20 protein-coding genes are annotated in these 22,255 nt (G+C 72.1%); 10 read left to right on the top strand and 10 right to left on the bottom strand.

Translation table 11 applies throughout. The features are described from left to right. Positions 1 to 15 precede the first annotated feature (15 nt). Together B0I32_RS42605 and B0I32_RS42600 are read left to right on the top strand one after the other, a co-directional pair. On the top strand, positions 16 to 795 hold the full coding sequence (locus B0I32_RS42605; RefSeq protein ID WP_106249405.1) for an electron transfer flavoprotein subunit beta/FixA family protein: 780 nt from the start codon (positions 16 to 18) through the stop codon (positions 793 to 795). 19 nt (positions 796 to 814) lie between these two features. Beyond that, the gene (locus tag B0I32_RS42600; protein ID WP_106249403.1) at positions 815 to 1,768 is read left to right on the top strand and encodes an electron transfer flavoprotein subunit alpha/FixB family protein; all 954 of its coding nucleotides are present in this window, start codon (positions 815 to 817) and stop codon (positions 1,766 to 1,768) included. Between the two features lie 127 nt (positions 1,769 to 1,895). On the opposite strand, the gene B0I32_RS42595 is transcribed toward B0I32_RS42600, so the two are convergent. The 8 genes from B0I32_RS42595 to B0I32_RS42560 all read right to left on the bottom strand — a co-directional run bounded on the left by B0I32_RS42595 (position 1,896) and on the right by B0I32_RS42560 (position 9,792). Then, positions 1,896 to 2,627, bottom strand: a complete 732-nt coding sequence (locus B0I32_RS42595) for an rRNA methyltransferase (protein ID WP_106249401.1) — start codon at positions 2,625 to 2,627, stop codon at positions 1,896 to 1,898. Between the two features lie 3 nt (positions 2,628 to 2,630). Next, positions 2,631 to 3,476 carry a TrmH family RNA methyltransferase gene (locus B0I32_RS42590; protein WP_245956377.1) on the bottom strand — a complete coding sequence of 282 codons (846 nt, stop codon included), beginning with the start codon at positions 3,474 to 3,476 and terminating at the stop codon, positions 2,631 to 2,633. 264 nt (positions 3,477 to 3,740) lie between these two features. Then, positions 3,741 to 5,267 (bottom strand): sensor histidine kinase, encoded by a 1,527-nt coding sequence (locus tag B0I32_RS42585; protein ID WP_106249399.1) that lies wholly within the window; start codon positions 5,265 to 5,267, stop codon positions 3,741 to 3,743. Further along, positions 5,264 to 5,965, bottom strand: a complete 702-nt coding sequence (locus tag B0I32_RS42580; RefSeq protein ID WP_106249397.1) for a response regulator transcription factor — start codon at positions 5,963 to 5,965, stop codon at positions 5,264 to 5,266. Before B0I32_RS42580 ends, B0I32_RS42585 begins: the two co-directional genes overlap by 4 nt. A 28-nt stretch (positions 5,966 to 5,993) precedes the next feature. Continuing rightward, positions 5,994 to 6,758, bottom strand: a complete 765-nt coding sequence (locus B0I32_RS42575) for a hypothetical protein (protein ID WP_106249396.1) — start codon at positions 6,756 to 6,758, stop codon at positions 5,994 to 5,996. After that, the gene (locus B0I32_RS42570; RefSeq protein ID WP_106249394.1) at positions 6,755 to 7,654 is read right to left on the bottom strand and encodes an ABC transporter ATP-binding protein; all 900 of its coding nucleotides are present in this window, start codon (positions 7,652 to 7,654) and stop codon (positions 6,755 to 6,757) included. The genes B0I32_RS42575 and B0I32_RS42570 overlap by 4 nt, the downstream gene beginning before the upstream one ends. Positions 7,655 to 7,773: 119 nt before the next feature. Beyond that, positions 7,774 to 8,964: an MFS transporter gene (locus B0I32_RS42565; protein WP_106249393.1), complete on the bottom strand. Its 1,191-nt coding sequence runs from the start codon at positions 8,962 to 8,964 to the stop codon at positions 7,774 to 7,776. Positions 8,965 to 9,282: 318 nt separating this feature from the next. Then, a complete protein-coding gene (locus B0I32_RS42560; protein ID WP_106249391.1) occupies positions 9,283 to 9,792 on the bottom strand; it encodes a TetR/AcrR family transcriptional regulator in 510 nt (169 codons plus the stop codon). Between the two features lie 53 nt (positions 9,793 to 9,845). Between B0I32_RS42560 and B0I32_RS42555 the strand changes: the two genes are divergently transcribed. Beyond that, complete coding sequence (locus tag B0I32_RS42555) at positions 9,846 to 11,009, top strand: cysteine desulfurase family protein (RefSeq protein ID WP_106249390.1); 1,164 nt, start codon at positions 9,846 to 9,848, stop codon at positions 11,007 to 11,009. A gap of 71 nt (positions 11,010 to 11,080) precedes the next feature. On the opposite strand, the gene B0I32_RS42550 is transcribed toward B0I32_RS42555, so the two are convergent. Then, complete coding sequence (locus B0I32_RS42550) at positions 11,081 to 12,133, bottom strand: DUF695 domain-containing protein (RefSeq protein ID WP_106249388.1); 1,053 nt, start codon at positions 12,131 to 12,133, stop codon at positions 11,081 to 11,083. Between the two features lie 126 nt (positions 12,134 to 12,259). On the opposite strand from B0I32_RS42550, the gene mnmA reads away from it, so the two are divergent. Next, positions 12,260 to 13,378 carry a tRNA 2-thiouridine(34) synthase MnmA gene (gene mnmA / locus B0I32_RS42545; protein ID WP_106249386.1) on the top strand — a complete coding sequence of 373 codons (1,119 nt, stop codon included), beginning with the start codon at positions 12,260 to 12,262 and terminating at the stop codon, positions 13,376 to 13,378. An 18-nt stretch (positions 13,379 to 13,396) separates the two neighbouring features. Here mnmA and B0I32_RS42540 read toward each other — a convergent pair whose 3' ends face one another. Next, on the bottom strand, positions 13,397 to 14,029 hold the full coding sequence (locus B0I32_RS42540; RefSeq protein WP_106249385.1) for an MBL fold metallo-hydrolase: 633 nt from the start codon (positions 14,027 to 14,029) through the stop codon (positions 13,397 to 13,399). Between the two features lie 24 nt (positions 14,030 to 14,053). On the opposite strand from B0I32_RS42540, the gene B0I32_RS42535 reads away from it, so the two are divergent. The 6 genes from B0I32_RS42535 (at position 14,054) to B0I32_RS56875 (ending at position 22,115) form a co-directional block, all read left to right on the top strand. Continuing rightward, positions 14,054 to 15,046, top strand: coding sequence for a methionine synthase (locus B0I32_RS42535; RefSeq protein WP_106249383.1), 993 nt, complete (start codon positions 14,054 to 14,056; stop codon positions 15,044 to 15,046). 159 nt (positions 15,047 to 15,205) lie between these two features. Next, on the top strand, positions 15,206 to 17,395 hold the full coding sequence (ligA, locus tag B0I32_RS42530) for an NAD-dependent DNA ligase LigA (protein WP_245956376.1): 2,190 nt from the start codon (positions 15,206 to 15,208) through the stop codon (positions 17,393 to 17,395). Positions 17,396 to 17,662: 267 nt separating this feature from the next. Beyond that, positions 17,663 to 19,729, top strand: coding sequence for a putative bifunctional diguanylate cyclase/phosphodiesterase (locus tag B0I32_RS42525; RefSeq protein WP_106249379.1), 2,067 nt, complete (start codon positions 17,663 to 17,665; stop codon positions 19,727 to 19,729). 179 nt (positions 19,730 to 19,908) lie between these two features. Next, positions 19,909 to 20,208, top strand: coding sequence for an Asp-tRNA(Asn)/Glu-tRNA(Gln) amidotransferase subunit GatC (gatC, locus tag B0I32_RS42520; RefSeq protein WP_106249377.1), 300 nt, complete (start codon positions 19,909 to 19,911; stop codon positions 20,206 to 20,208). Next, positions 20,205 to 21,695, top strand: coding sequence for an Asp-tRNA(Asn)/Glu-tRNA(Gln) amidotransferase subunit GatA (gene gatA / locus B0I32_RS42515; RefSeq protein ID WP_106249375.1), 1,491 nt, complete (start codon positions 20,205 to 20,207; stop codon positions 21,693 to 21,695). The genes gatC and gatA overlap by 4 nt, the downstream gene beginning before the upstream one ends. A gap of 21 nt (positions 21,696 to 21,716) precedes the next feature. Further along, on the top strand, positions 21,717 to 22,115 hold the full coding sequence (locus tag B0I32_RS56875) for an AAA family ATPase (RefSeq protein WP_146178513.1): 399 nt from the start codon (positions 21,717 to 21,719) through the stop codon (positions 22,113 to 22,115). Positions 22,116 to 22,255: the final 140 nt, after the last annotated feature.

Here is a 22,255-nt window from a genome sequence, read left to right as displayed (position 1 = left end):
GGTCGGCCACCGGCCATGAACATCGTCGTCTGCGTGAAGCAGGTCCCCGACACGGCGACCGAGCGCAAGCTGCGGTCCGAAGACAACACGCTCGACCGTGACGCCGCCGACGGCGTGGTCAACGAGCTTGACGAGTACGCGGTCGAAGAGGCACTGAAGCTCAAGGAGGCCCACGGCGGTGAGGTGACCGTCCTCACCATGGGGCCCGGCAAGGCCACCGAGACCATCCGCAAGGCGCTGGCCATGGGCGCCGACAAGGCCGTCCACCTCAGCGACGACGCTCTGCGCGGCTCCGACGCGCTGTCCACCTCCTACGCGATGGCCCAGGTGCTCAAGAAGATCGGGTTCGACCTGGTCGTCCTGGGTTCCGAGTCCACCGACGCGCGCACCGGGATGCTGCCGGCCATGCTGGCCGAGCGGCTCGGCACGCCGCAGCTGACGCTGGCCAACAAGGTCGAGGTCGAGGGAAGCACGATCAGGGTGCAGCGGCTGGCCGACTACGGCTACGACCGGATCGAGGCCACGCTGCCCGCCGTCGTGTCCGTGGTCGAGAAGATCAACGAGCCCCGCTACCCGTCGTTCAAGGGCATCATGGCGGCCAAGAAGAAGCCGGTCGAGACGCTCGCCATCGGCGACGCCTCCATCGACCCCGGCCAGGTGGGCCTGGCCGCCGCCTGGTCCGAGGTCGTCGACTTCGCTCCCGCCCCGCCGCGGGCGGCCGGCACGATCGTCAAGGACGAGGGTGACGGCGGCGCCAACGCCGCCGACTTCCTGGCGTCCAAGAAGTTCATCTGAGAACGGGGGTCTTACGGAAATGTCGGAAATTCTCGTTCTCGTCGAGCAGGTCGAAGGCGAGGTCAAGAAGGTCACGCTCGAACTGCTGACCCTGGCCCGCACCCTCGGCACGCCCGCCGCCGTCTGGGCCGGCCCCGGCATCACGGCGGAGGCCAAGGCCAGGCTCGCCGAATACGGCGCCGAGAAGATCTACGTCGCCGGCTCCGGTGACCTCGTGGACCACGTGGTGGCCCCCAAGGCCGAGCTGCTCGCCCAGCTCGTGACCTCGGCGTCGGCCGCCGCCGTCCTGGTGGCCGCCACGGCCGAGGGCAAGGAGATCGCCGGCCGCCTGGCCATCAAGACCGACTCCGGCGTCATCACCGACGCCGTGGGCCTCGGCGAGGGTTTCGTGGCCGACCAGTCGATCTTCGGCGGCGGCGTCAACGTGCACTCCAGGGTGCGCAAGGGCACGCCGATCGTGGCCGTCCGCCCCAACTCCACCGCCCCCGTGGCGGCCGCCGGCGCCGGCGTGGAGGAGGAGGTTTCGGTCACCCTGACCGACGCCGCCAAGGCCACCCGTGTCGTGGAGCGGGTCAAGCAGGAGAAGGGCGCCCGTCCCGAGCTCACCGAGGCCGCGATCGTGGTCTCCGGCGGGCGCGGCGTCGGCTCGGCCGAGAACTTCTCGGTCATCGAGGGCCTCGCCGACGCCCTGGGCGCGGCCGTGGGCGCCTCGCGCGCCGCCACGGACGCGGGCTGGTACCCGCACCAGTTCCAGGTGGGACAGACGGGCAAGACCGTCTCGCCGCAGCTCTACATCGCGGCCGGCATCTCCGGCGCCATCCAGCACCGGGCCGGCATGCAGACCGCGAAGACGATCGTCGCCATCAACAAGGACCCCGAGGCGCCGATCTTCGAGCTGGCCGACTACGGCGTGGTGGGCGACCTGCACCAGGTCGTGCCGCAGCTCACCGAGGAAGTCAACAAGCGCAAGTAGCATCCGCACCGCCCCTCCGCCGGCCGATCACGCCGGAGGAGGGGCGTGCCGGGCTCTCGGGGCCCGCCGCCGACGCCGTCCACCGGCTCCCTGGGGCCTGCCGACGCCGTCTCACCGGGCCCCGAGGTCACGAGGTGGGTCGGAACAGGGCGACGGTCCTGGTGCCGATCTTGTAGGTGGCGTGCGGGCGCGGGCCGCCGTCCGTGGGCACCTTCCGGCCGCGTACCGCCACCGCGATCACCGCGTCCTCGTCGAGCACCTGCCCCAAAGCACGCACCATGCTGCCGAGACCGCCCTCCGCGCCGGGCCCCAGCCAGGACGTCTGCTCGCCGTACGGGACGTCGGTGAGCACCACGTCAGGGCGCAGGCCGCCGAGCGCGTCGCGGAGCGCGTCCGGATCGAACACGTCGGCCCGGCGGGCGACGCCCCGCACATCGCCACCCTCGGCCGACAGCCCCTGGGCCAGCCGCCCGGCCGCCAGCGCCGCGGCCGCGTAGGCCGGCTTGTCGTAGCGCGCGGCGCGTTCGTCCAGCTCCGCCGCCCTGGCCGCCAGCCCGGTCGCGGTCAGCAACCCCAGGTTCCGCTCGGCCAGGTGCACCGCCTCGGCGTTGAAGTCCGAGGCCACCACCCCACTCACCAGGCGGCGGTGCAGCAACGCGACCACGGTCAGCAGGTAGCCGCCGCCGCAGCAGGGGTCCCACACCAGCGCGGGACCGCCGCCGCGCAAGGCGAGGGCGCTCTGGAACATCTCGCTGGCCAGCCGGACCGGGAAGGCGGGGAACCCCGGGGCCGAGTGCAGCACTCCGCCGCTGGCCAGGTCCTCGTAATTAGCGCGTACGACGGCGTGACGGTAGGGCATGACTCACTTCGCGGCGGCGCGCTGGCGGGCGGCCTCGTACAGGACGACGGTGGCGGCGTTGGCGGCGTTGAGCGAGCTGGCCGCGCCCGTGATCGGGATGCGCGCCATCACGTCGCAGCCCTGCCGCCAGCCCGCGCTCAGCCCGGTGGTCTCGTTGCCGATCACCAGCAGCGTCGGGCCGGTCAGGTCGAGAGCGGAGATGTCGTCGGTGCCGTGCTCGTCGGTGCCCACCACGGTCAGCGGCAGCCCGTCGGCGCGTACGCCGGCCGCCCAGGCCAGCACCTCCTGGTGCGAGCGGGTCCGCACCACCGGCAGCGCCAGCAGGGAGCCGGTCGAGGCGCGGACGGACTTGGGGTCGTAGGGGTCGGCGGCGTGCCCGGTGACGATCAGCCCGGCCCCGCCGAAGGCGTCCAGCGAGCGCACCATAGAGCCGATGTTGCCAGGACCCGTCGGCCGGTCGAACACCATGCCCAGGAACGAGGGCCCCATCGGGATCCGCGCCAGGTCGTCGTCGGGCAGGGCGACCACCGCCACCAGCTCCGGCACCTCCTCGTCCTTGCCGCTCAGCTCCCGCAGCAGCTCGGGCGCCATGGCCACCTGCTCGCCACCGGCCCGCTCCAGCACTCCGGCCGCCCAGCGCGACAGCGACCGCTCGGCGTCGTAGATCAGCGCGCGCACCGGCCAGCCGTACTCGAGCGCCAGCGTGATCGGCCGCACCCCCTGAACCAGGAACTCGCCCGCCCGCTGACGCTTGTTCTGGTTCCGCAGCAGCGCCTGCCACTGCTGGAACCGCGCGTTCGGCCGCGAGATCCGCAGCACGCCCCCCACGACGACCTCTCCGTTCTCCACCTCAGCCAGTCCGGCCCCCAGCCTCCCACACCCCGGCACCACCGCTACTCGTCGGCATACGCGAGGCCCCTCGGCGTTACGCCGCGTAGTACTACGATCGCCGCATGTCCGCCTCCATCCGGCAGATCGCTTCGTTCGCTCGCCGCCCTCGGTGGATCCCCGCGGCTCCGCCACGGCCATAGCGCGCAACGTTCTAGTCGTCACGCAGGACACGGACCATGACGACATGCCCGGTGCCGAGGTGATCAAGCTTTGAGGCCGGGGTCACGGGGGTGTGGCTGGGAGCCGGATCTGGAAGGAGGAGCCCTGGCCGGGGGATGAGTGGAGGTCCACGTGGCCGCCGTGGGCCGTGACGATGGAGCGGACGATGGCCAGACCCAGGCCGGCCCCGCCGGTGGCGCGGGCGCGGGAGCCGTCGGCGCGGTAGAAGCGGTCGAAGACCCGCTCCGCCTCCTCGGCCGTCAGTCCAGGACCCTCGTCCTCGATCACCAGCACCGCCTCGGCGCCGTCCGTCCCGACGCCGATCCTGACCGGGGTGCCGGCCGGGGTGTGCGTGATCGCGTTCCCGACGAGGTTGCTGACCACCTGCCGCAGCCGGGCCTCGTCGCCCAGCACGGGAGCGCTCGCTGCGGGGCCGCCGGAGGGGCCGGTGAAGGCGATGGGGCGGGACGGGTCGAGCGCGGTGAAGTCGTGGCGGGCGTCGGCGGCGAGCGTACGCAGGTCCATCGGGGTCAGCTCCAGCCCCGGCCCGTCACTCTCGTCGAGACCGGCGAGCAACAGCAAATCGTCCACCAGCGCGGCCAGCCGCCCCGACTCGCTCTCGATGCGGGCCAGCGCGGGCGCGGCCTCGGTGCCGCCCATGCGGTACAACTCGGAGAAGCCCTTGATCCCGAACAGCGGCGTGCGCAGCTCATGACTCACGTCGGCGACGAACCGGCGCATGCGCGCCTCCGACTCCACCCGCGCCGCGACCCCCTGCTCGATCTGGGCCAGCATCTTGTTGATCGACAGGGCCAGCCGCCCGATCTCCGTGCCGGGCCCGGCGGGCGAGGGGACGCGCCGGGTGAGGTCGCCGTCCGCGATGGCCGTCGCCGTCTCCTCCACGCGGCGCAGCGGCGCGAGACCGGCCCTGATCGCCAGCCCGCCCACCAGCGCCAGCAACGCCAGCAGGAGCGACCCGGCCACGAGGCAGACCACGCGCATCCGGTCGATGGTCGAGCGCATGCCCTCCAGCGACACCGCCGCGACGACCGCCGCGTGCCCGATCGTCGCGCTCCGGCTCCGCGCGGGCAGCGCCAGCACCCGCCACGTCTCCCCGCCGGCTTCCTCGACCGTGAACGGCCGCCCGGCGCGGGCCGTGACCTCCGCGAGGTCGAGGCGGGGCAGGGCGGGGCCTGGGCCGGTCAGCTCGCGCAGCACGGCGCCGTCGGCCGACAGGTACGCCGCGTACGCCGTGCCGAACAGGTCGAGGTCGTCCGTGGACAGCGCCACGCCGGCCGGCCGCTTCAGCTTGCCGGTCAGGAGGTCGGGCGGCACCGCCGACAGGGCCGTGCCCATGGGGGTGAGCTGCTGGTCCACGCGGTGCATCAGCTGGGTTTCGAGCTGGCGTACGACGACCGAGCTGATCAGCACGAGACCGGCGACGAGCAGCGTGACCGTGATGGCCAGCAGCCGCGAACGCAGCGACAGCCGCGAGCCCAACGACAGCCGGGAGCTCAACGACGGCCGGGGGCCCGACGACGGCCGGGGGCGCGGCGACAGCCGCGAAAGCGGCGACGGCCGGGTGATCATTCCTTGGGCCTGCGCAGCACGTAGCCGACGCCGTGGACCGTGTGGATCAGCCGCGGCCCGCCGGTGTCGAGTTTGCGGCGCAGGTAGCTGACGTAGGTGTCCACGATGCTGGTGTCGCCGGCGAAGTCGTACCGCCACACGTGCTCCAGGATCTGCGACTTCGGCAGCACCCGGCCGGCGTTCAGCACCAGGTGGAGCAGGAGGCGGAACTCCGTGGGCGACAGGCGTACGGGGCGGCCCGCCCGGCTCACCTGGTGGCCGTCGGGATCGACTTCGAGGTCCCCGACCACCAGCGTCTGATCGTCGGGGATCGCGCCGGTGCGGCGCAGGATCGCCCGGATCCTGGCCAGCAGCTCCTCCAGGTCGAACGGCTTGGTCACGTAGTCGTCGCCGCCCAGCCTGAGCCCGTTGATCTTGTCGGCCGTCGCGTCGCGGGCGGTCAGGAACAGCACCGGCACGGGCCCGGGCCGGCCGCCCGGCCTGGGCAGGGCACGCAGGCGGCGCAGCACCTCGAACCCATCCAGATCGGGCAGCATCACGTCGAGCAGCACCAGGTCGGGCGGCTCGCGCCCCGCCACCTCCAGGGCCTGGACGCCGTTGTCGGCCGAGCTCACGGTGAAGCCCGCGAAGCGTAACGTCGCCGACAGCAGCTCCTTGACCGTGGGCTCGTCGTCGACCACCAGCAGCCGCTCGCCCATGTCAGGCACCTCCCGCCGTCAAGGGTAGTCAGGCGTCCCGCCGGGCGAAGCGGGTGAAGGCCGCGATGTGCATGACGGCGACGAACCCGACGAGCAGCCCGAAGGAAAGCACGGGCGGCAGGTCGGACCTGCTGGTGACGGCCCTGAAGCCGGCGCCGTTCGGCCAGTAGGTGGTCAGGAGCCTGCTCAGGAAGTCGGGAAATATGGGAGCCAGGACGGGCATCAGGAGGAACGTGCTGCTGACGTTCACAGCCGCCGCCGTGCCGCGCAGCAGCAGGCCCAGCGCCAGCCCGAACAGTGCCAGCAGGGTGAACACCACCGGCCCGAGCAGCAGTGCCAGCAGCGCGTCCGGGTCACCTGGCATCAGGTACGGTGCCCCCTGGGCGGCCAGCGTGACCTGGCTCGTCACGAACATCAGCCCGATCCCCGCCACGCTCACCGGCAGCGCGACCAGCGCCGTCATCCCCGCCTTGGCGATCACCAGCCTGCTCCGCCTGCCCACCGCGGCCAGGCTGGGGCCCAACGTGCCGGAGCCGTACTCGGAGGTCGCCACCAGCACGCCCAGCGCCGAGATCAGCAGCTGGACGAGGAGCATCCCGCGCATCACCTGGTCAAGGGGCAGGAAGTCCAGCCGCTCCTGCGCCGAGGCGGTGGCGTACTCGTGGGCCGCCATGTTCGCGAACGTCCACCCGAAGAACCCCGAGGCCGCCACGACGGCCAGCGACAGCACCATGGTCGCCCTGATGCTGCTGAACTTGGTCCACTCCGCCTTGAGCACCCCCGTCGCGATCATCGGGCGGCTCCGTACTCGGCGGCGTCCCTGGTCAGCTCCATGAACGTCTCCTCCAGCGACGCGTGCCGCACGGACAGCTCGAACAACGTCACGCCCTCCGCCGCGGCCAGCCGCCCGACGTCGGCCGCCTCCATGCCGGTGACCAGCAGCTCGTCATCGGGACCAGGACGTACGTGGGCGCCCGCCAGCTCCAGCAGCCGGGCGAAGACGCCGGACTCGGGCGTGCGGACGGCCACGGCAGACCCCGCGGCGGTGAAGTCGCCGATCTCGCCCTCGGCGATCAGCCGCCCCTTGCCGATGACCACCAGCCGGTCCGCGGTCATCGCCATCTCGCTCATCAGGTGGCTGGAGATCAGCACCGTACGCCCCTCGGCGGCCAGGCCGCGCATGAGCGCGCGGATCCACCGGACGCCCTCGGGGTCCAGCCCGTTGACCGGCTCGTCCAGCACCAGCACCGGCGGATCCCCCAGCAGCGCGGCCGCGATGCCCAGCCGCTGGGTCATCCCCATCGAGAACGAGCCCGCCGGCTTGCCCGCCACCTCCGTCAGCCCGACCAGGTCGAGCACCTCGTCCACGCGGGTGGCCGGGATGGCGTTCGTCTGTGCCTGGTAGAGCAGGTGCTTGTACGCGGTGCGCCGCGGGTGCGCGGCCCGCGCGTCCAGCATCGAGCCGATCGTGCGCAGCGGGTGCGGCAGCTCGTGGTGGGCGCGGCCGTTGATCGTGGCCGTGCCCGAGGTGGGCAGGTCGAGGCCGAGGATCATGCGCATCGTGGTGCTCTTGCCGGCGCCGTTCGGGCCCAGGAAGCCGGTGACGACGCCTGGGCGTACGAGGAGGGTGAGGTCGTCCACGGCGGTCTTGTCGCCGTAGCGTTTGGTCAGTGCTGTCAGCTGAATCATGAATCCAGCGTGAGGCGGCCGGTTGGAGGCGTTCTGAGCGGTTCTGTGAGTTCTCTGTGAGCGCGGGCGTCGCCACGTGGGACGTACGACGCCGCCCGCGCCGGACGCACAGAGAACTCTCAGGCCGCGGCCTCCACGCGCTCCCTGACGGGGAGCGGGCTGATGGTGGCGGGCTCGTGGCGGGGGAGGAGGCGGGCGGACAGGGCGATGAGCACGCCGAGGACCACGCCGATGCCGAGCGCCGTACGCAGCGAGGTGGCGTCCGACAGGAAGCCGATCACCACGGGCCCGAGCAGCAGCCCCGCGTACCCCATGGCCCCGGCCTGCGCGATGGCCGGGCCGGGCGTGCCGGTGGCGGTGCCGGCCAGCGACAGCGTCAGCGGCGAGATCGTCGCCACGCCGAGCCCCACGAAGAACATCGCGGACACCGCCACCGTCGCCGCCGGCGCCAGCAGCACGACCGCGAAGAACCCGGCCGTGGCCACACCGGACACGGTCAGCATCCCGCGCACCCCGAACCTGACCCGCAGCCGGTCACCCGTGAGCCGGGCGATCAGCATGCCCGCCTCGAAGACCGGGTAGCCGAGCGCCGCCACGGCCTCGGGGGCGCCGAGCTCGTCACGCATGTAGAGGCCGTTCCAGTCCGCGACCGTGCCCTCGACCATGAAGGCGAAGAACATGATCGCGCCGAGCAGGTAGACGATCGCCGGCAGCCGCCGCCGCTCGCCGGCCGCGGCGCTCGCCGCCGCCGGGGACTCGGGCAGGTACGTACGGCCGACCAGCACCAGGACGGGCAGCGAGACCAGCGCGATCAGCGCCACGTGCACGGTGAACGGGAGCCCGGCGGCGATGGCCAGGCTGCCCAGCCCGCCGGCCCCGATCGCGCCGACGCACCAGCCGGCGTGCATGCCGTTCATCAGCGGCCGCCCGTACGCCTGCTCGACCGCCGAGCCCTGGGCGTTCATGGCGACGTCGACGGTGCCGAAGGCCATGCCGAAGAGCGTCGCCGCCACCAGGAGCAGGGGCAGGTCGGGGGCGAGGGCCACGCCGAGGAGGCCGAGCGCCGTCAGTGGACCGCCTGCCCGCAGCACCGCCCGGCTGCCCACGCGCGCCATGACGCGGCGCATGGACTGCATCGTCACCAGAGCGCCCAGGCCCCATGCCAGCAGGATCGTTCCGACCGTGGCCTCGGACAGGCCGAGTTTGTCGGTCAGGGCCGGGATGCGCACGGTCATCGTGCCCACCATCAGGCCGGCAAGGACAAAGGTGAGGACCGCCCCGTAACGGGCGCTCCTCAGCTCGCGGGTCATAAGGGCCACACCTCTTCTGTGCTATGTGATCAGTGATGTCGTGTTCGTGAAGGTCGCACGGGCACGGGCGTGCCACGTGGTGCTCATGGGGGAGGAACCGCGCCGGACCCCGGCCGCACGTCCTGAGGGCTCGCCGCACGAAAGGCGCCGCACCGGAAGGCGCGGCGCGGCGGCCATGGTCAGGCCGCGGTCTCATGAGGAAGAGCCCCGTCGGCGCGGGGCGGGAAAGCCGGGCGTCGCAGGGACGTGGCGCGGAGCTGGGATGTCAGGCGGTGCAGGGACGTCGTGCGGAGCTGGGACGTCAGGCGGGGCGGGACGTCAGGCGGGGGCGATGAGCGCTCTCAGGCGGCGTTCCAGCGCCTGCAGATCCTCTTCCGTGTTGAGCTCGGGATCGTGGCTGGCCACGTCCCACAGCCCCTCACACGCCAGCCGGACGATCTGCGCCGCCAGCGGATCGGGCTCTTCGCTCAGCTCCTCGCGATGCCAGCGGGCCATCGCCTCGCGCAGCGGCGCGAGCAGGAACAGGTTGCCCGAGGCTCCGGTCACCACCGCCCAGCGTCGCAGGCGGCCGGATCTGACGGCTGCCAGCGTCGCGCCCAGGTAGCGCTCGGTGTAGCTCTCGCCCGGCTGGGCGGCCAGCAGCTCGTCGAAGTCGTCGATCAGCCGCTCGACCATGCCTTTGATCAGGGCCTCTTTCGAGGCGTAGTGGTAGAGCAGGCCGCCCTTGCTCACGCCCGCCCGGTCCGCCACGGCGGCCAGGGTGAGCGCGGTCGAGCCCTGGTCGCAGAGGAGCTCCTCCGCGGCGTCCAAAAGCTCGTCCCTTCGCATGCCTCAACTGTACCGTCCGGACGGTACAGTCGCAAACGAGATACTCTGAGCACGTGACCAGACCGTCGGCCTACCTTGATCATGCGGCGACCACCCCCATGCTGCCCGAAGCGATCGAGGCCATGACGGAGCAACTCAAACGCGTCGGAAATGCTTCCTCACTGCACGCCGCCGGCCGTCAGGTGCGCAGGGTGGTCGAGGAGGCGCGCGAGACGATCGCCGACTCGCTCGGCGCCCGGCCCAGCGAGGTCGTGTTCACCTCGGGCGGCACCGAGGCCGACAACCTGGCGATCAAGGGCCTCTACTGGGCGCGCAGGCCGCGCCGGCGGGTGCTGATCAGCTCCGTCGAGCACCATGCGGCGCTCGACCCGGCCCAGTGGCTGGCGGACAGCCAGGGCGCCGAGGTGGAGCTGCTGGAGGTCGACGAGCTCGGCCGGGTTCACCCCGAGACGCTGCGCGCCGCCATCGAGCGCGATCCCGACGACGTGGCCATGATCAGCGTCATGTGGGCCAACAACGAGGTCGGCACCGTCCAGCCGATCCACGTGCTGGCCGCCATCGCGCACGACCACGGCATCCCGTTCCACACCGACGCGGTGCAGGCGGTCGGGCAGCTGCCCGTGTCCTTCTCCGGCTCGGGGGCCGACGCGCTCACGCTGACCGGACACAAGGTCGGCGGCCCCATGGGAGCCGGCGCGCTGCTGCTGGCCAGGGGGCTGACGCCGGTGTCCGTGCAGCACGGCGGAGGGCAGGAGCGCGACGTGCGCTCCGGCACCCTCGACGCGCCGGCCATCGCGGGCCTGGCCGCCGCCGTCGGCACCGCCGTACGCGAGCAGGAGGCCCTGCACACGCGGCTGTCGGCGCTGCGCGACGAGCTCATCCAGCGCGTCCGCGAGGCCGTGCCCGACGTGGTGCTCAACGGCGACCCCGACGACCGGCTGCCCGGCAACGCCCACTTCTCCTTCCCCGGCTGCGAGGGCGACGCGCTGCTCATGCTGCTCGACGCCAAGGGGGTGGAGTGCTCGACCGGCTCGGCCTGCTCGGCCGGTGTGGCGCAGCCGTCCCACGTGCTGCTGGCCATGGGGGCCGAGGCGGCCGCGGCGCGCGGCTCGCTGCGCTTCACGCTGGGACACACCTCGACGCCCGAAGACGTCGACCGGCTGATCGACGTGCTCCCCGCGGCCGTCGAACGCGCCCGCCGCGCCGGCCTCAGCTGACGCCGGCGGTCCGGCCCGACGGCGGTCCGGCCCGACGGCGGTTCGGCCCGACAGCGGGGTCAGGTCGGGGGTCAGGTCAGGAAGGGGACGACCGCGGTCCAGGCGGGGTCGGCCGACACGTCGACCCGCGGCTCGCCCTCCTCCCAGCCCACGATCAGCTCCTTGGCGTGGGTCGCCGCCTCACCGGTCGGATCGGCGTAGACGTGGATGATCCGGTGCCCCTCGGCGCTTAAGTGCGCCGCGAGCACGGCGTCGTCGCGCAGTTTGAGCAGGCGGGCGGCCAGGCGTTCCTCGAAGTCGCGCAGCGCGGTCAGCGAGTCGCCGACCGGCAGGCCGTTCTCGTCGCGGTGCGCGTACGGGAGCGTGATCATGATGTGCTGGTCGAACAGCGGATGGTCCACCGGCCGCAACGGATGGCGGACGGTGGCGACCAGCGGCGCGCCGCCCCCGGTCTGGCCCTCCATCAGCAGCCACTCCTCCTCGGCGAACCCCGAGGCGACGTCGGCGACCACGGCCGGCAGGTGCGCGGCGGCCACGGCGTCGATCGGCTGGAACGTGGCCGCCGTGATCTCGCCCACCCACCGCGCCACGTCGTCCTCGCCGAGCAGCCAGTCGAGGGCCAGCAGCGCGGCTTCGAGCCGGGTGTCGTCGTCGAGCTCGCCGAAGATCGGATGGTAGGCGGAGACGTCGACCCTGGCCTGGTCGCGCGGCACGCGCAGGCCCAGCATCAGCTTGTCGAGCGCGAACTCGTAGCCGCCCACGTCGAGGGTCAGCTCCATCGCCTGCGGATTGGCCTGCCGCGACGGATGGAACTCCCACAGCAGGTCCGCCGGCGGCGCCGCCCTGGCCCAGCGGTGCGCGAGCGAACGCAGCTCCGCGTCGCCCGCCGCGGTCACCACCAGGGTGTGTGCGGCCGCCCGGCCCGGCGCCACCTCCCAGACCAGGTCGGGATGGATCGCGGCGACCGCGGGGGCCAGCCACTCCTCCAGCCCCTCGGCCTGGCCGGCGGCCACCAGCGAGTCGAGGGTCGGCCGGGTCTCCTGCCACCACGTCCAGAATCCGGCGATGGCCTCGTCAGGCCCGCCCGCCTCTTCTTCCGCGTCCTTGCGCCCGAACAGTCGCATGCTCGAATACTTCCAGACCCTGGACACGACTGGGGACGCGACCGGGGACATGAGCGGGGACAGGAGCGGGGACAGGAGCGGGGAGATGGTCGCGCACTCCCGGGCGGACAGTACGCTGGAACGGTCATGGGACTGCGTGTGCTTGCCGCCATGTCGGGCGGCGTCGACTCAGCCGTGGCCGCCGCTCGGATCGCCGAGGCCGGTCACGACGTCACTGGTGTCCACCTTGCCCTGTCCGCCAACCCCCAATCCCACCGCACGGGAGCCAGGGGTTGCTGCACGGTCGAAGACTCGCGCGACGCCCGGCGCGCCGCCGACGTGATCGGCATCCCGTTCTACATCTGGGACATGGCCGAACGGTTCCAGCGCGACGTGATCGAGGACTTCGTCGCCGAATACGCCGCGGGCCGTACACCCAACCCGTGCCTGCGCTGCAACGAGAAGATCAAGTTCGCCGCGGTGCTCGACCGGGCGCTGGCCCTGGGCTTCGACGCGGTCGCCACCGGCCACCACGCCAGGCTGGTCGACGGCGTGCTGTCCAGGAGCCCCGACCAGGGCAAGGACCAGTCCTACGTGCTCGGCGTGCTCACCCGCGAGCAGCTCGGCCACGCGATCTTCCCGCTGGGCGACTCGACCAAGGCCGAGGTGCGCGAAGAGGCCGCCAGGCGTGGCCTGACCGTCGCCGACAAGCCCGACAGTCACGACATCTGCTTCATCGCCGACGGTGACACACGCGGCTTCCTGACCAAGCGGCTCGGCGCGGCCGAGGGGCCCATCGTCGACCAGAGCGGTGACGTCGTGGGCAGCCACCAGGGGGCCCACGGGTTCACGGTGGGCCAGCGCAAGGGCCTGCACATCGACCGGCCGGCCGCCGACGGCAGGCCGCGTTACGTGCTGTCCATCGAGCCGGTGTCCAACACGGTCACGGTCGGCCCGCGCTCGGCCCTTGAGGTCACCTCGATCACCTGCGGCCGCCCCCTCTGGAACGGCCCGGTCGGCGACGGCCCGGGCAGCTCGGACGGGGCCGGCTCGGGCCGGGGCGCCGTTCCGGCGGACGGATCCGGCGAGTTCACGGTGCAGTTGCGGGCGCACGGTGAGGTCTATCCGTGCCGGTTCGAGGAGACCGAGGGCGGGCTCAGGATCGAGATCGACCGGCCGGCCACGGGTGTCGCCGCCGGCCAGGCCGCCGTCCTCTACTCCGGGGCCACCGTGATCGGCTCGGCCACCATCGTCTCCGCCGCCTGAGGGTCGTCGCCTGTCGGCTCAGCCGAGGGTCGTCGACTCGCCGACGGCGAGCCGGCGTATGTCGGCGCCCTGCTTCTCCGACTCGATCCGCAGCCAGTTGTCCACGAGGCCCAGACCGATCTCGCTGTAGAGGGCGTCGTGGGTCGAGTACGCCCGCGCCGGCCGGATCGTCCGCAGGTAGGCCACCATCTCCATGAGCTTGAGCCAGGGCCCGCCGGTCGGCACCAGCAGCGTCGGCACCTCCACGTCCGGCACGGTCAGCGCGTCACCCGGGTAGAAGAGCTCGTCGTCCACCAGGAAACCGACGTTCTGCACCACCGCCATGTCGGGGTGGTTCTCGGCGTGCCGCTCGCCGAACGCCTTCACCCGGAAACCGGCCGTCTCGAAGCCGTCGCCGTGCCGTACCACCTGGACCTTGCCCGGCACCTCGCCCAGCTGGGCCGCGACGGCCTCGCACGTGTAGATCTCAAGGTCGGCAGAGGCGGCCTTCAGCTTGTCGGCGTCCACGTGGTCGAAGTGCTCGTGCGTGATGAGCACCGCGTCGGCGCCGTCGAGCACGGGGCTGTGCGTGAACGCGCCCGGGTCGATGACCAGGACCTTGCCGTTCTTCTCCAGGCGGACGCATGCGTGGTCGAATTTCGTGAGCTCCATTCCGCAGAGCCTACGCTTGTGCCCATGTCTACGTGGGAAGCCACCGGGTTGGGCTCGCATCCGGGTGAGGATCATCTCGAAGCGGCCAGAATCGTCTTCGGCGAGGTGCCGGGCCTCCCGTATCTGCCCGAGTTGCCGGCCAGGGGCGTCGGGGCCGACATGGTGGGGCGCACGGCGGGTCTGCTGGTCGATCTGCCGGTCGAGGTGCAGCCGTCGGGATGGCGGCTGAGCGACCGGCCGGGGCGCGACCACCATCGGGCCGTCGATCATCTGCGGCGCGACCTCGACGGGCTGGAGGAGGTCGCGCACGACTACGCGGGGCCGCTCAAGCTGCAGGTGTGCGGGCCGTGGACGCTGGCGGGGTCGATCGAGCTGAAGTTCGGCGACAAGATGCTCTCCGACCCGGGCGCCGTGCGCGACCTGACCGCCTCGCTGGCGCAGGGGGTGGCCGACCACTGCGCCGAAGTACGGCGGCGGCTGCCCGGCGTGACGGAGATCGTGTTGCAGCTCGACGAGCCGGGGCTGCCGGGGGTGCTGGCGGGCACCGTGCCGACCGCGTCCGGGTTCGGGCGGCTGGCGGCGGTCGAGGAGTGGCGGGTGGAGGAGTCGCTGCGGCTGTTCCCCGAGCCGGTGGTGCACTGCTGCGCGCCCGGGGTGCCGTTCGACCTGCTGCGCAGGGCGGGCGTGCGGGGAGTGTCGGTGGACGGCGCGCTGCTGCGGCGCAGGGACGAGGAGGCCCTGGGGGAGCTGTTCGAGGCCGGGATGACGCTGCTGCTGGGGGTCGTGCCGGGCCGGGACACCCGGCTGGCGGACGCCGGGGTGGTGGCCAGGCCCGCGGTGGGGTTGTGGCGGCGGCTGGGGTTCGCGCCCGACCGGCTGGCCGAGCAGGTCGTGCTGACGCCGGCGTGCGGGCTGGCGGGGGCGTCGCCGGCGTACGCGCGGGCGGCGCTGGCGGCGTGCAGGAAGGCGGCCCAGGTGCTCAGGGACGACCCCGCGGCCGGGATGGAGACCGGCTGAGGAGACCCCCGCGACCGGGATGGAGACCGGTTGAGGGGTGCACGGCCGGGACGGACACCGGCCGAAGCGTGCGTGGCCGGAATGGGGCCCGCTGAGGCGTGCTCCTGTCGGTGCCCGGCGGTAGCGTTTGCACAGGTTGACGTACGGGAGGAGAGCTGCGTGAGCGAGTCTGGTGCGGAGGTCGGGGGCGTGCCGGTGGCCGCGCTCAAGCGGCACGCCGAGCTGAGCGAGCTGGTCGAGGACGCGCGCTGGCGCTACTACGTGCTCGACCAGCCCACGGTCAGCGACGCCCAGTTCGACGGCTGGTTCAAGGAGCTGCTGGCGCTGGAGGAGGCGCATCCGGCGCTCCAGACGCCCGACTCGCCCACGCAGAAGGTGGGCGCGCCGGTCTCGGGCGATTTCGCCAAGGTCGCGCACCTCAACCGGATGGAGAGCCTCGACAACGCCTTCAACGCCGACGACATGTCGGCCTGGATGACGCGGGCCGAGCGGCTGGCCGAGGGCGACCCAGGGCCGTACCTGTGCGAGCTGAAGATCGACGGGCTGGCGATCGCGCTGGTCTACCGGGACGGCAGGCTGGAGCGCGGCGCGACCCGCGGCGACGGGCGCACCGGTGACGACGTGACCGCCAACGTGCGCACGATCAAGGGCATCCCGCACCGGCTCACGGGCGACGACGTCCCGAGCCTGGTCGAGGTGCGCGGCGAGGTCTACATCCCGGTCGAGGACTTCGCCCGGCTCAACGAGCAGCTGGTCGAGCAGGGCAAGCCGCCGTTCGCCAACCCGCGCAACTCGGCGGCGGGCACGCTGCGGCAGAAGGACCCGCGCGTCACGGCGCAGCGGCCGCTGCGCATGCTGGTGCACGGCATCGGCGTCTGGGAGGGCGCGGCCGAGCCGCGGGCGCAGTCGGAGGTCTACGAGCGGCTGCGTGAGTTCGGGCTGCCGGTCAGCGACCTGACCAAGGTGGTGGCGGGGCTCGACGAGGTCAACGCGTTCATCGAGCACTACCGGGTGCACCGGCACGATCCGCCGTACGAGATCGACGGGGTCGTGGTGAAGGTCGACGACTTCCGCACGCAGCGGGAGCTGGGCTCGACCTCGCGGGCGCCGCGCTGGGCCATCGCGTACAAGTATCCGCCGGAGGAGGTCAACACCAAGCTGCTCGACATCCAGGTGGGCGTCGGGCGCACGGGGCGGGTCACGCCGTTCGGGGTGATGGAGCCGGTCGTGGTGTCGGGCTCGACCGTCGAGCGGGCCACGCTGCACAACGCGGCCATCGTGGTGAAGAAGGGCGTGCTCATCGGCGACACGGTGGTGCTGCGCAAGGCGGGCGACGTCATCCCCGAGATCGTCGGGCCGGTCGCCGCGCTGCGCGACGGGTCCGAGCGGGAGTTCGTCATGCCCACCCACTGTCCCGAGTGCGGCACGGAGCTGGCGTACGAGAAGGAGGGCGACGCCGACCTGCGCTGCCCCAACGCGCGCGGCTGCCCGGCGCAGATCCGGGAGCGGATCTTCTTCGCGGCCGGGCGGCGGGCGCTCGACATCGACGGGCTCGGCTACGTCGCGGCCACGGCGCTCACCCAGCCGCTGCCGCCGCAGCAGCCGGTGGTGCGGACCGAGGCCGACCTGTTCGACCTGACGCTGGAGCAGCTCATCCCGATCAGGTCGGTGGTCCGCGACCAGGACACCGGCCTGCCCAAGATCGACCCGAAGACCGGTGAGGAGAAGGTCGTCACCTTCTTCTCCAACCTCAACGGCGAGGCCAGCCAGAACGCCCTGCGGCTGATGGAGGAGCTGGAGCGGGCCAAGCAGGTGCCGCTCGCGCAGATCCTGGTGGCGCTGTCGATCCGGCACGTCGGCCCGCCCACGGCGCGCGCCCTGGCCGACGCCATGCGGTCGATCGACGCCGTCATGAACGCCTCCGAGGAGGAGCTGGCCGCGGTCGAGGGCATCGGGCCCAGGGTGGCGGCCACGATCAAGGAGTGGTTCGAGGTCGACTGGCACCGCGAGATCATCGAGCGCTGGCGGGCCGCCGGGGTCCGCATGGAGGACGAGCCCGCTCCCGAGAAGGGGCCGCAGACCCTTGAGGGGATGACGTTCGTGGTGACCGGCACCCTGGAGGGCTACACGCGCGACACGGCCGCCGACGCGCTCACCAGCAGGGGCGGCAAGGTGTCCGGGTCGGTGTCGAAGAAGACGTCGTTCCTGGTGGCGGGGGAGAACGCGGGGTCGAAGTACGACAAGGCGGTCAGCCTGGGGGTGCCGATCCTCGACGAGGCCGGGTTCGAGGTCCTGCTCAACGAGGGGCCGGAGGCCGCGGCGGGCGTGGCGGTCACACCGGAGCCCTAGCTTTCGCGGCCAGGCGGGAGCCTTGGCTCCGCGGTCAGGCTGGCGCCCTGGCTCCCGCCCGCATGCTCGCTTCCGCAGGAGGGGCTCGTCCGTACGTGGGCGGGCCCTTCCGGCGGTTCCGGGGTCATAGCGTGCACGGGTTGCTACTGAGGGTGCTTTTTGGGTATATGTCGGATAAGAGACACTACGGAACGTACCCGCTTGGTTTCGCGAAGTGGGGTGAAGGTCGTACCCTCCCATAGTGACCTAATGGGGGTTCTGTTACCGATGACTGACCCAACCGACACTCGCGACACCGGACCACGCGTCGGCACGCCGCTGTGGGGGTTCCTCGCGGGCATCACCGTGATCGGCTTCACCGCCCTGCTGGTGGCCATGCTCAGGCTCGACCCCGCCGGGCTGGCCGAGCTGGCCCGCGGGCCGCTGTTCTGGGTGCTCGCGGTGCTGGTGATCCTGGGCGAGCTGCGGCCCGTGATGGTGTCCTCCGCGACCACCGTGGGCGGCACGTACCCGTCGACCATGTTCAACTTCGCCGTGCTGCTGCACTTCGGGCTGCCGGTGGCGGTGCTGATGCAGGCCGTCGCGGTGACCATCAACGGCGTCGTGACCCGCAGGTCGTGGCATCGGGTCATGTTCAACATCGCCCAGTCCACCCTCGCGCTGACCGCGGCCGCCGTGGTGCTGGGGACGTTCGGGATCATGCCGAGCCCGGCCCGGCCGTGGGTGCCGGGCGGCGGCGACCTGCTGCCGATCGGGCTGGCCGGAGTGGCGTACTTCGTCACCAGGGCCGCCCTCGTGTCCGGCGCGGTCGCGCTGCACGAGCGGCGCTCGATCACGCGCGTGCTGCGCGCCACCGCCGGCCCCCAGAGCCTCGTGTACGCCGGGCTGCTGGGCCTCGCACCCCTCGTCGTCGTGGTGATGAACCACTCGCCCGGCCTCGTGCCCCTGTTCGTCGCCCCCCTGGCCGCCGTCTACTTCACCGCCACGCTGTCCATGCGCCGCGACCACCAGGCCCTGCACGACGAGCTGACCGGCCTGCCCAACCGCAAGATGCTCATCGTCAGCACCGAGGAGGCGCTGGCCGAGGTGCGCCAGGACGAGCGGGTCGGCCTGTTCCTGCTCGACCTCGACCGGTTCAAGGAGGTCAACGACACGATGGGGCATCCGGTCGGTGACCGGCTGCTGCAGATGGTCGCCCACCGGCTGACCCACTCCGTACGTCCAGGCGACGTCGTGGCCCGGCTGGGCGGCGACGAGTTCGCCGTGCTGCTGCCCTCGATCAGGGACGCCCACGCGGCCAGGGAGGTGGCGGCCCGGCTGCGCGCGGCGCTGACCGAGCCGGTACGCCTGGAGGGCATGACCTTCGACCTCGACGGCTCCGTCGGGATCGCCCTCTACCCCGACCACGCGCCCGACTTCGAGCTGCTGCTCCAGCGCGCCGACGTGGCCATGTACCTGGCCAAGGAGGGACGCACCGGCGTCGAGCTCTACCAGGCCGACAAGGACCGCAATTCCCCCGAACGCCTCACGCTCCTCGGCGACCTGCGCCGCGCCATCGACAACGGGGAGCTGCGCCTGCACTATCAGCCCAAGGTCGGGCTGCGCTCCGGGGACGTCCAGGGGGTCGAGGCGCTGGTGCGCTGGCGGCATCCGGTGCACGGGCCGATCGGGCCGTCGGACTTCGTGCCGCTGGCCGAGCAGTCGTACCTGATGCGGCAGCTCACCGCGTACGTGATCGAGGAGGCCCTGGAGCAGGCCGCCGCCTGGTGGCACAGCGGGCTGCGGGTGCAGATCTCGGTGAACATCTCCGCCCGCGACCTGCTCGCCTCGGCCCTGCCCGAGCAGCTGGAGGTCGGGCTGGCCCGCTACGGGCTGCCGCCCGCCGCCGTGCAGCTGGAGGTCACCGAGCGCATCCTGACCGGCGACCAGGCCTACACCCAGGAGACCATCAAGGCGCTGGCCACCCTCGGCGTCCCGCTGGCCATCGACGACTTCGGCACCGGTTACTCCTCGCTCATCCGCCTGCAGCGGCTGGCCGTGTCGGAGGTCAAGATCGACGCCTCCTTCGTCCGCAGGATCGCCGAGTCGGAGGACGACTACCGGATCGTCCGCTCCATCGTCGACCTCGTCCGCTCGCTCGGACTGAGGTCCGTCGCGGAGGGCGTGGAGTCGGACGAGGTGGCGATCCGGCTGGCCGAGATGGGCTGCGACGTCGGCCAGGGCTGGCTGTTCTGCCGCCCCCTGCCGGCCGACGAGGCCACCGCCTGGCTGCGCGAGCAGTCGGACCCCTCGGTGGAGTACGGCTACCAGCCCGAGGTCAGCAGCTCCGCCTGACCCGCCTGACCCGCCGCCCCGGCGCGACCGCCTGCCCCGCTGCTTCGCGCGACCGCCTGACGCGCCGCCCCGCGCGACGTCGCGTGTTGCCGTCGGGTTAACCGTTCGGGCTCAATACGTCAAGCCCCCTAGGATGGCAGTGTCCACAGACTCCATCCACGAAACGGGTTCAACGACTCATGTCCGCCATAACCCGCGACGAGGTCGCACACCTGGCCCGGTTGTCCAGGCTGGCGCTCACCGACGACGAGCTCGACCACTACGCCACCCAACTCGACCAGATCATCGAGTCGGTCGCCAAGGTGTCCGAGGTCGCCGCCGACGACGTGCCGCCTTCGTCGCACGCGCTTCCGCTGACCAATGTCTTCCGTGCCGACGAGGTGCGACAGTCCCTGACCCCCGACCAGGCGCTCTCCGGCGCCCCCGCCGTCGAGGACGACCGCTTCCGTGTGCCGCGCATCCTCGGGGAGGAGGCATGAGTCTGATCCGTAAGACCGCCGCCGAGCTGGGCTCGCTGATCGCCGCGGGCGAGGTGTCGGCCGTCGAGGTGGCCGAGGCGCACCTCGACCGGATGGCCGAGGTCGAGCCCAAGGTCAAGGCGTTCCTGCACGTCGACCGCGAGACCACGATCGAGCAGGCGCGCGCCGTCGACGCCAGGCTCAGGGCCGGCGAGCGGCTCGGCCCGCTGGCCGGGGTGCCGATCGCGCACAAGGACATCTTCACCACGCGCGACATGCCGACCACGGCCGCGTCCAAGATCCTCGAAGGCTGGCGGCCCCCCTACGACGCGACCGTCACCGCGCGCCTGCGCGAGGCCGGCCTGGTCATCCTGGGCAAGACCAACCTCGACGAGTTCGCCATGGGCTCCTCCACGGAGAACTCCGCCTACCAGGTCACCCACAACCCGTGGGACCTGAGCCGGGTGCCCGGCGGCTCGTCCGGCGGGTCGAGCGCCGCCGTGGCCGCCTACGAGGCGCCGCTTTCCACCGGCACCGACACCGGCGGCTCCATCAGGCAGCCCGCCTCGGTGACCGGCATCGTCGGCATGAAGCCGACCTACGGCGGCTCCTCCCGCTACGGCCTGATCGCCTTCGCCAGCTCGCTCGACACGCCGGGCCCGTTCGCCCGCAACGTGCTCGACGCGGCGCTGCTGCACGAGGCGTTCTCCGGCTACGACCCGATGGACTCCACCTCGGTCGACGCCCCCGTGCCCTCGGTGGTCGAGGCCGCCAGAAACCCCGACGTCTCCGGCATGCGGATCGGCGTCGTCAAGGAGTTCGCCGGAGAGGGCTTCCAGCCCGGAGTGCTGGCCCGCTACCAGGAGGCCGTGCACCTGCTGGAGTCGCTCGGGGCCAAGGTCGTCGAGGTCTCCTGCCCGTCGTTCACGACCGCGCTGCCGGCGTACTACCTGATCGCGCCCTCGGAGTGCTCGTCCAACCTGGCCCGCTTCGACGCCATGCGGTACGGCCTGCGCGTCGGCGACGACGGCACCCGCAGCGCCGAGGAGGTCATGGCGCTGACCAGGGCCGCCGGCTTCGGGCCCGAGGTCAAGCGGCGCATCATGCTCGGCACGTACGCGCTGTCCAGCGGCTACTACGACGCCTACTACGGCCAGGCCCAGAAGGTGCGCACGGTCATCTCGCGCGAGTTCGAGGCCGCCTACCAGCAGGTAGACGTCCTGGTCTCGCCGACCACGCCCACCACGGCCTTCCCGATCGGCGAGCGCGCCGACGACCCGATGGCCATGTACCTCGCCGACCTGTGCACCATCCCGTCCAACCTGTCGGGCAACGCGGCCATGTCGGTCCCGTGCGGCCTGGCCGACGAGGACGGCCTGCCGGTGGGCCTGCAGATCATGGCCCCGGTCCTCGGCGACGACCGCTGCTACCGCGTCGGCGCCGCCGTGGAGCAGGCCCTGGAGAGCCACTGGGGCGGCGGCCTGCTGTCCAGGGCGCCGGAACTGTAGGACGAGAGGGGGAACGGCGGCATGCTCACGCGCATCGAGATCGACGGCTTCAAGTCCTTCCTGGACCTCACCCTCGACGTGCCGCCGTTCCACGCCCTGGTCGGGCCCAATGCGAGCGGAAAGTCCAACCTGCTGGACGCCCCGACCTTCGCCCGCGAGACGATCGGCGCCGGCCTGCCGCACATCCGAGGTGGCGCGGACCCGCTGCTCGACGCGCGGCGGGGCAAGCCCCAGGAGCTCTTCCACCAGCCGTCGGGCCGCCCGCCGGTGTCGCGGTTCGCCGTCCGGGTGGAGGCTGAGGTAGGCGTCGAGGGCCGACGTGAGGACGTCCGCCGCGGTCATGGAGGCCCGTCGCGAATCGGAGGACTGGTCTTTCGAGGTGCCGCCGGAAGGGTCGGGCCAGAAGGTGTGGCCGCATGAGGTGGCTTCCTGGCACTTCCACGTCCCGGATCCGCAGGCCATGCGGCGGCCGCCACCTCCAAGGCGCTGAGGAACCGTGGGCTTTCTCTGAGCGCCGAAGCGATAGCTTGAACGCAACGATCTGAACTGAGGACCTCACC

This window comes from Nonomuraea fuscirosea, from assembly GCF_003001935.1.
GTDB lineage: Bacteria > Actinomycetota > Actinomycetes > Streptosporangiales > Streptosporangiaceae > Nonomuraea > Nonomuraea fuscirosea.
Note: the sequence above shows the minus strand (reverse complement) of the source record. Positions and strands in the feature narration are given on the sequence as shown.